Origin of the sequence: Priestia sp. SIMBA_032 (assembly GCF_046535215.1) — a bacterium.
Classification (GTDB): domain Bacteria; phylum Bacillota; class Bacilli; order Bacillales; family Bacillaceae_H; genus Priestia; species Priestia aryabhattai.
In genome coordinates, this window is sequence record NZ_JAWRXD010001599.1 from 1 (window position 1) to 235 (window position 235).

The 235-nt window shown below is 76.2% G+C and carries 1 protein-coding gene; it reads left to right on the forward strand.

The features are described from left to right. Positions 1-235 (forward strand): hypothetical protein (locus SB717_RS39695; RefSeq protein WP_410908845.1); only part of this gene is annotated, 235 nt, incomplete at both ends.

The following is a 235-nucleotide window of genomic DNA, read 5'->3' on the forward strand; positions in this document are numbered from 1 at the left end:
GGCCAACATCCCGACCCTCGACGGGCTGCAGGGCGCCAAGCGCGACCGCTCGGCGTTGCCGGGGCCGGAACTGGATGGCGGCACCCGAGCGCTGCCGCCCGGCGTCGTCGCGCTGCGCGACCTGTCCGATGCGGAGGCTCCCGCCGCGGCGATCGCGCGCGTGCGCGCGGAGCTGGGCCCGATCCGTGCGCTGGTGATGAGCCACGCGCACTCGGTCGACAGCGGCATCCTGGAC